This window comes from uncultured Microbulbifer sp. (assembly GCF_947498635.1).
Taxonomy (GTDB): Bacteria; Pseudomonadota; Gammaproteobacteria; order Pseudomonadales; family Cellvibrionaceae; genus Microbulbifer; species Microbulbifer echini.
Map to the genome: position 1 here is coordinate 37092 of NZ_CANMKV010000037.1, position 6001 is coordinate 43092.

The 6001-nt window shown below is 45.9% G+C and carries 7 protein-coding genes; all 7 read left to right on the plus strand.

Annotated features, from left to right (window positions below):
• Nucleotide 1 precedes the first annotated feature (1 nt).
• The 7 genes from Q1A69_RS16230 to Q1A69_RS16260 are packed head-to-tail and all read left to right on the plus strand — an operon-like array spanning nucleotide 2 to nucleotide 5890.
• Entirely contained in the window at nucleotides 2-256 is a 255-nt protein-coding gene (locus tag Q1A69_RS16230) for an acyl carrier protein (protein WP_299587634.1), read from the plus strand.
• A gap of 20 nt (nucleotides 257-276) precedes the next feature.
• Nucleotides 277-1011, plus strand: coding sequence for a hypothetical protein (locus tag Q1A69_RS16235; RefSeq protein ID WP_299587637.1), 735 nt, complete (start codon nucleotides 277-279; stop codon nucleotides 1009-1011).
• The gene (locus Q1A69_RS16240) at nucleotides 1011-1745 is read left to right on the plus strand and encodes an ABC transporter ATP-binding protein (RefSeq protein ID WP_299587640.1); all 735 of its coding nucleotides are present in this window, start codon (nucleotides 1011-1013) and stop codon (nucleotides 1743-1745) included. Before Q1A69_RS16235 ends, Q1A69_RS16240 begins: the two co-directional genes overlap by 1 nt.
• Entirely contained in the window at nucleotides 1742-2452 is a 711-nt protein-coding gene (locus Q1A69_RS16245) for a hypothetical protein (RefSeq protein ID WP_299587643.1), read from the plus strand. Before Q1A69_RS16240 ends, Q1A69_RS16245 begins: the two co-directional genes overlap by 4 nt.
• Nucleotides 2449-3678 (plus strand): FtsX-like permease family protein, encoded by a 1230-nt coding sequence (locus tag Q1A69_RS16250; RefSeq protein WP_299587646.1) that lies wholly within the window; start codon nucleotides 2449-2451, stop codon nucleotides 3676-3678. Before Q1A69_RS16245 ends, Q1A69_RS16250 begins: the two co-directional genes overlap by 4 nt.
• Nucleotides 3679-3716: 38 nt before the next feature.
• Complete coding sequence (locus Q1A69_RS16255; protein ID WP_299587649.1) at nucleotides 3717-4460, plus strand: outer membrane lipoprotein-sorting protein; 744 nt, start codon at nucleotides 3717-3719, stop codon at nucleotides 4458-4460.
• A 14-nt stretch (nucleotides 4461-4474) separates the two neighbouring features.
• Nucleotides 4475-5890 carry a hypothetical protein gene (locus Q1A69_RS16260; protein WP_299587652.1) on the plus strand — a complete coding sequence of 472 codons (1416 nt, stop codon included), beginning with the start codon at nucleotides 4475-4477 and terminating at the stop codon, nucleotides 5888-5890.
• Nucleotides 5891-6001 lie beyond the last annotated feature (111 nt).

Genomic DNA, 6001 nt, shown 5'->3' on the forward strand with positions numbered 1-6001 from the left:
TATGTCTACAGCAGTCGTAGAGAGCAAAATACAGGAACTCTGTGAACAGATAGCTCTTATGCTGAATGTTGATTCTGTCGATGCGGATACTCCCATCGCTGAGCTGGGTGTGGATTCACTCAATATTGTGGAAGTGATATTGATTTGTGAGCAACTCTATCCCGGTGTAATGAGCCCCGAAAATTTAGTGTTTGATGAGCACACCACCCTCGGGGAAATGGATAATCAATTGCTTGAGAATTCAGCTGAGATGTAAATCTCTTGAGGGAGTAGCCCATGTTTAAGAAAGTGCTAACAATTTTAATAAGCAGCCTTTTAATCGGTAATGTCATTGCCTGGTTTTCTGGGGCTGCTCCCATTGATTTCAAAAAAATCGCCTATAGCGATTCTGAAGCTGAGCAATTGAGATTTCTCAAGAGTGAACTAGATCAAAATCAACCCGATCCTGAACTGATGCTTCAGCTGGGGCAGTTGTACAGTTATCACAATGAGATCGAGAGAGCAGGCGATCTATTGGGGAACGCTTTTCAGCAGGACCCCAATAATATGTTGATCAAGGCGGTATATTTCTCTAACGAGGGGAAACTGGCAGGTGCCATGTTTGACCCTGTTATGGGCATCTATAAACTGTATCGTCTACGCCACGCAATGAATCAAGTAGATGAGGCGGCTTCTCAGGCTGACAACGATTTAAACGTTCGTCTGGTTCGTCTGCTGACCTTTTCTTTTGTCGGTGAAATTAGCGGCCATTTTGATCGAGTTTTTGAAGACGAAGACTGGTTTAAGGACTTAATTGACGAAGATCCCCAAGCATTGCCCGCTGAAGTCAAACAGCTGGTGTATCTCGCTCTTGCTAATGCTTATAGGGTTAAGGGACTGGAGAATAGTGCCGAGCTCAACGTCGCTGCCGATTACTACCAAAAGGCCGAAAGTCTTGCTGCCTGCCCCACTACTATGCAGGAAGCGTGTGAGCAGTTAGGTCATTTGCTTGTTACTTTGGGCGAAGCCTGATGCTGGTTGAACTTAGCGGCATTTCCAAGCGCTACAAGATGGGAGACGTCTGGGTTGATGCACTTAAAGACGTCAGCCTTTCATTGGCGAAGGGCGAATTCCTTGCGGTGAAAGGTCCCAGTGGCAGTGGTAAGAGTACATTACTGAATATATTGTCTGCACTTGATCAGTGTGATTCCGGTACTGTTCATGTTGGGGGCATTAATATTGGGCGGTTGGGTGAGCACCAGCGTTCGAAATTCCGTAACCGGCATATTGGTATTGTGTTCCAGTCCTTTAATTTGATTCCAGTACTCTCCGCCCTGGAAAACGTCATGTATCCGTTGACGCTTAGGGGCGTTAAAGAGGCTAAACCAAGAGCTCTGCAGGCGTTGAGGGATGTTGGCCTTGATCAGCAGGCCAACCAAAGACCCACTCAACTATCAGGTGGTCAGATGCAGCGGGTGGCCATCGCTAGGGCCATCGTGACACAACCAGATATTGTGCTAGCTGATGAGCCTACGGCTAACTTAGATTCGAAAACCTCTGAACATATCATGACGCTGATTCAAAAATTGAACAAAGAGCAGGGGGTTACTTTTGTCATTTCAACGCATGATGATTACGTTACGGGGTTAGCCTCCAGAGTGATTACTATTCTGGATGGTGAGCTAGTCAAAGATTCGCAGACAAATATATCACCGTTAGACAGGCACAACAGGGTCGATATTACTGAACTAGAGGTGAAGGTATGAAGCCTTTTGCTCCGCATTTTTTTTTGAAATATTTGATTGTTCTTTTGGTTTTGTCTGGTTCCTTTTCCAAGGTTTGGGGGCAAGAATATGTGGCGCCTACAGAAATTCCATCCGCCAATTCAGAGCGTGTACAGCTTATTGCCGAGTTAGATGGAAATTCTACGCCTCAAGAACGCAAAGTGGCTTATTTGGCTCAGTTGGCCTTGCTAACCTCCAGCAGTGATACCCAGGTTGAAGATATTGAGATCTTAGAAAAAAAACTGACTGAACTCAGGCAATCTTTGGATAGTGACCCGGAGTTAAGTGCGGCTCTGGGATCAGCTATTTCTTTCCGCTCCAGTTTTTATACCGATCAGTTAGCTAAACTTTCCCTATTTTCCCGACGGGGGAATCGGATGATGGATCGAGCGGTAAAGCAGGCTCCCTTTAACTTGGGGGCTAGATTGCAGCGTGGTATCAGTTGCGCAAATATGCCCGCATTTTTGCGTCGGGCTCGTTACGCGGTAGAAGATTTGGAGTTAGTCCAGCAACAAATAGGTAGCAAGTTCGGTGAAGAGTTCCAGGCATTTGTCGAGTTCTATCTTGCGCAGGCTTATAGCCGCAATAAACAGTCAGAGCAGGCTAAAAACCTCTGGACCAAGGTGACACACTCTGAAACAGACTGGGCACAAAAGTCTCTACAGTCACTTGAGAGACTCTCGTTATGATCCTCGGTTGGAAGGTAGCACTGCTTAATATTCTTAGAAATGGGCGGCGTAGTTTAATTACCCTGGCAGCGGTTGTTTTTGGATGTACCAGTCTGATTGTATTCGGTGGCTTTGTTCAGTCAATGTACGACGGCATGCGCGAAAGTATGATCCGCTCACAGTTAGGTCATATCCAGATATATGCGGCCGGTTACAATCAGTACGGCAAGGCTGAGCCGGAAAAATATCAGATCCCTTCAGCCAAACTGGAGCAAATTAGCAATGTAATTGAGAAGCAAACCCAGGCACTGGTCGTGGCGCCACGGTTGAACTTCAATGGTCTTCTCAGTGATGGAAAGCAGTCAATAGCAATAATGGGTATCGGGGTGGATGCGGAGAAAGAGGTATTATTATCCTCCGCAATTCATATTGTCCAAGGTGAAGATCTGTTTCCTGAAGATGCCGCTGCTGCCCACCTGGGCGAAGGACTATTTAATGCGCTCAATGCTGAGGTAGGTGACCATCTAACTTTGCTGGCGAGCACGCAGGATGGAGCGATTAATGCCGTTGACATCCAGATCGCGGGAGTAGTTACCACTGGGGTTAAGGCGTTGGACGATCGTCTATTAAGAGTTAATTTACCTTTAGCTCAGGAGTTACTCTATACCACGGATGTGACTCGGCTGGTCGTTTTGCTGGAAGAAACTGAAATGACCGATATGGCTGCAGAGGATTTGGGAAAAGCCTTCCGTGATCAGAACCTGAATCTGGAATTAAAAAGCTGGTGGGACCTTGCCGGTTACTACCATCAGGTTGTGGGGCTGTTCAATGGTGTGTTTGGCTTTATTACGGTAATCGTCCTGGTGATTGTTGCTTTGAGTATCTCTAACACCATGTTGATGGCTGTAATGGAGCGGACCAGAGAGATTGGAACTATTCGAGCTATGGGGGGCACCCCAACGCAAGTGGTTGGCTTGATCCTATTAGAGTCGGTATTTTTAGGCATCATCGGTAGCCTTTTGGGTTTACTCGCTGGAATTCTGGCCGCAAAAGGTATCACCTATGCAGAATGGATGATGCCCCGTCCACCGGGCAGTACCCAAGATTACCCCATCCGGGTATTTGTTGTTTCAGAAATTTTGATGAAAACCTTTACGCTAGGTTTCTTAATTTCCCTGATTTCGAGTATTTACCCTGCGGTAAAGGCTTCCAGAATACCGGTGGTTAATGCGCTGAGGTTTACCTAATAGCGATGCAAATTGTTTTAAAGATGTTGGGTGTCGTAATGAAAAAAAATCGCTTTGATTTTTTGGTTTTGTTGTTGCTTGCTCTCAGTATGCCGGGAAGAGCCGATGTCACGGCTGAATCTCTGGTGAATCAACTTGATGAGGTTCGGGGTTATAAGGATCAGGGTTTTGCCTTCAATATTACCAATGTCAGTTATAAAAAGGATAAGGAACCCCGCACCAATACCCTCAGTGTTAAAGTTTATAATGACAAGTCTCTGATTCACTTCGAGTCACCCGCTCGTGAGAAGGGCCGGGCAATGCTCAAAGAAGATAGTAATATGTGGCTCTATATTCCCGGAACTCGCCGGGTTATCCGTATAGCGCCATCCCAACGTTTGATTGGGGAAACCAGTAATGGTGATGTTGTAGGTACTAACTTTTCCAGTGATTACAGTGCAAAAATTGTGGGCGAAGAAGCGCTTGAAGGGCAGGAGTACTGGATGTTGGCTTTGACTTCAGTCACCTCTGGGGTGGCCTATGCCAAAGTGAAAGTATGGATGGCTAAGGCCGAGGGTCATCAGCCCCTCAAGAGTGAATTCTATTCCCGCTCAGGCCGTCTCTTGAAAACCGCTTTTTACAAAGAATACAAACGCTACGATGGCAAGTTGAAATTACATAAGCTATTGCTGGTGGATGCCTTAATGCAGGACAACTATACCTGGATGAAATTTGATGGTTACCGACTTGAACAACTGGACCAGGCTATTTTTCAAAAGGCTTCCCTGGGTAAACTGAATTAATAGTAAGAGAAATCATGGCGACTCGCGGTCTGGTTCGGCATAAGCTGTCCATTTTCTTAAAAATATTTCCTATAGCTCCAGTAGTGATTGCTCCAGTAGTGATTGCTCCAGCAGTGGTTGCTCAGGAGTATGAAGATCCTTTTTTGGATACATCTTCCCAGGTTACTCCATCGGCGGATTCCCTAGGCGATACGCTAGCGAATACTATTTCCTGGGGTTTTGATATTTCTGTAATTGCTTATTATCAGCAGAATAGTGTTAGGAAGGATCAGTACTTTAATCCGGGTAACCTGGTTTTTCTTGCAGATGAGTCCCAGTTGGCGTTAGATTTAAGTGGTCAGCTATCGGCGGGTCCCCACCTTTCGGCTTATACCCGTGTTGCTCTTGTGGAAGATTATCAAGTTGATGACGCTGGTGATACTTCGGATGAGTTTAATATTTACGTATTGGAAGGCTATTTATCCTCCTATACCTCTAGCCGTCGTTTTGGTGTTAATGTTGGGCGCATCAAGCCCCAGTGGAGCAATGGCTACAATTGGTCCCCAGCCAATTTGCTTAAGCCTGTCTATGACCGTCCCAATCTAGATAGCGATGACCTGACCCAGCAGCAGGGATGGGATATGGCTCACCTAGATTTGCGTTATGGAGACTGGAATGTGGGTCTCTACGCTGCAGAAGTGGAAGATACCCTCGACCGAAATCTGGATGGGCCATTCACTGATAGTGACCTGCAGTATGCGATAGTATTGAACCGGGAGGGGGATTTGGATACCCGTTTGGTAATTCACCAGTTGGAAGGTGGAGAGGTTAATGCGGCCTTGGGTTTAAGCACATTAGCTCGCGATAATATTACACTTCGCTTTGAAGGTGCGTGGGAGCAGCAACGGGAACTGCCACTGGCCAGCGATATACAGTACACCAATTTACAGGATCGCGGTTACCTGAAAGCTGTGTTGGGTGCCCAGATGAGTCTAAACGATGGTTGGGATATTACTGCGGAATACCTATACAACGAACATGGATATGAGGCTGAAGAGTGGGATCAGTTGATCGGTCAGGTAGACTTGGCCCAACTCAATCTCATCGAACTAAAATTTTCTCAGCTGGGCTTACAGTCCACGGAAGCTTACACAGCTTTTAACTTCCTGGTTGATAGCTATGATCTGCTTTCGATGGGGCAGTTGCGGCGAGAATATTTGTTTTTTATGTGGGGTAATACCCGTGTAGAGCGTAAGTTTCAGTATCGTCAGAGTGTTCAATACAATGTTGACGATCAGAGTCAATACCACAACCTGGAATTCATCCAAAACTGGACCGAGCATTTTAGTACAAGAGTACAGGCGCAGCTATTTACTGGTTGTGGTAGCTGTGAATTCGGTTTGATTCCGAGTCAAAACCTGTTTCGCTTGAGTTTCTATTACGACTTCTAATAATTTGTGGTTTTCAGTGATGTACAATTTCAAACCTGCATTCAACTCTGAAGTGCATCAGTTAATCACCTGGAAAAGAACGGTCAGCTGAAGGTAATATCTGCTGCTTCT